Here is a 2,279-nt window from a genome sequence, read left to right as displayed (position 1 = left end):
TACGGCCGCCGGAACGCCGCGCAGGTGGCCAACGTGATCACCTACCGGCCACGCTCCGCGGTCCGCGACATGGCCAAAGCGCTCGGCTACTCGGTCGGGCAACAGGACGCCTGGTCCAAGCAGGTCGACTCCTGGGGCGGCCAGGTCAGCTCCGGCGATCACGACATTCCCGCGCCGGTGGTGGCGATGGCCGAGGATCTGCTGAAGTTCCCGCGCCACTTGGGGATTCATTCCGGTGGGATGGTGTTGACGGAGCGGCCGGTGGGGGAGGTGGTGCCGATCGAGCACGCCCGGATGGAGAACCGGACCGTGCTGCAGTGGGACAAGGACGACTGCGCCTACATGGGCCTGGTGAAGTTCGACCTGCTCGGGCTCGGGATGCTCGCCGCGTTGCAATACACGATCGACACCGTCGCCGAGAAGCTCGGCGAACGGTGGGAGCTGCACACCATCCCCAAGGAAGAACCCGGCGTCTACGACCAGCTCTGCCACGCCGACTCTGTCGGCGTCTTCCAGGTCGAGTCCCGCGCCCAGATGGCTACCCTGCCGAGGTTGCGTCCGCGCCGGTTCTACGACCTGGTGATCGAAATCGCGCTGATCCGCCCAGGTCCGATCCAAGGCGACGCAGTGCATCCGTTCATCCGCAGGAAGAACGGCGAAGAACCCGTCACCTACCCCCACCCCGCCCTCGAACCGGTCCTCGAGCGGACCAAGGGGGTGCCGCTGTTCCAGGAACAGCTGATGCAGATGGCGATGGCGATCGGCGGCATCAACGGCGACGAAGCCGACCTGCTCCGCCGGGCGATGGGCTCCAAACGCGGCATCGAGAAAATCTCCAGCCTGAAGCAGCAGCTGTACGACGGGATGGCCGGCCACGGCATCACCGGTGATCAGGCCGACGACATCTACGCCCGGATCGAAGCGTTCGCCAACTTCGGGTTCGCCGAATCCCACTCGATCAGCTTCGCCCTGCTCGTCTACTCCTCCACCTGGTTCCGGCTCCACTACCCAGCCGCCTTCCTCGCCGCACTCCTCCGCGCCCAGCCGATGGGGTTCTACTCACCCCAATCGCTGGTCGCCGACGCCCGCCGGCACGGCGTCCAGGTCCGCCGCCCAGACCTGGAACTGTCCGGCGTCTACGCCGAACTTGAGGACCTGGCCGACGAGGATCTGAAGGCGGCTCCGTCAGGTAGCCCGGCTTGTCTGGAGGATCCGCAGCCGCTGGTGGGGGAGTTCGACGAGCACGCCAAGTTCGACAGCGCCACCCACCGGCGTGACGGACGGTTCGCGGTCCGGCTCGGGTTGGCCGAGGTGAAGAAGATCGGCGCCAAGGTCGCCGAACAGATCGTCACCGAACGCACCGAGCACGGCCCGTACGCCAGCATGGCCGACCTGGTCCGCCGCACCGGACTGACCGCGCCGCAGGTCGAGGCACTCGCCACGGCCGGCGCGTTCGACTGCTTCGGGCTTACCCGCAGGCAAGCGATCTGGGAAGCGGGACGGGCTGCCGAAGAACGACCCGGCCAGCTCGCCGGCGTCACCGCCGCCGGGCCGCCGCCGATGCTGCCCGGCATGACCGACGTCGAGATCGTCATGGCCGACCTGTGGGCCACTAGCATCACCACCGGCAAACATCCCATCGAAGAAGTCCGCCCGCAACTCGCCGCCGCCGGGATCCTGTCCGCCGAGCAACTACGCCAGGCCGAGGACGGAACCCGCGTCCGCGCCGCCGGGCAGGTCACCCACCGGCAACGCCCAGCGACCGCTGGGGTCACCTTCATGAACCTCGAAGACGAGACCGGGATGATCAACGTCGTCATCTCCGTCGGATGCTGGAACCGCTACGCCCGCATCGCCCGCGACTCCAACGCCCTCATCATCCGCGGCCGAGTCGAACGCGCCAAAGGCGTCGTCAACCTCGTCGCCGACCGCCTCGAACGGCTGTCGCTCGCATCGAAGACCTACTCACGCGACTTCCGATAGCCCAGCAATTTCCCTGAGGAACACAGTCAGGCGGGGCTCGGGAGGGGCAAGGCAACCAAGCCTCGAATTTGGCACGCCGCAACGTGGACTCTTTCGAATGGTCGGACCAGGGCCAGGCGGAGACCAGCTGCCGCCGGTCGCAACTCATAGCAATTGCCGTACCGGGTGCCCTGAGATGTTTCAAGCAAGCGGTGAAAGGCCGAATGATTCGGAAGGCTGCGGCGGATGACGGTACTGTAAGCGGTACGTTCGGATCACCATGGACGATCAGCCGTCAGCCGCTCGAAGACTCGGCC

1 protein-coding gene is annotated in these 2,279 nt (G+C 66.8%); it reads left to right on the top strand.

Annotated features, from left to right (window positions below):
- The coding region (locus tag VFG33_RS19205; protein WP_325054278.1) for a helix-hairpin-helix domain-containing protein at positions 1-1,983 on the top strand (1,983 nt) is incomplete at its 5' end.
- Positions 1,984-2,279: the final 296 nt, after the last annotated feature.

It is taken from the genome of Kribbella sp. (assembly GCF_035687465.1).
GTDB lineage: Bacteria > Actinomycetota > Actinomycetes > Propionibacteriales > Kribbellaceae > Kribbella.
Note: the sequence above shows the minus strand (reverse complement) of the source record. Positions and strands in the feature narration are given on the sequence as shown.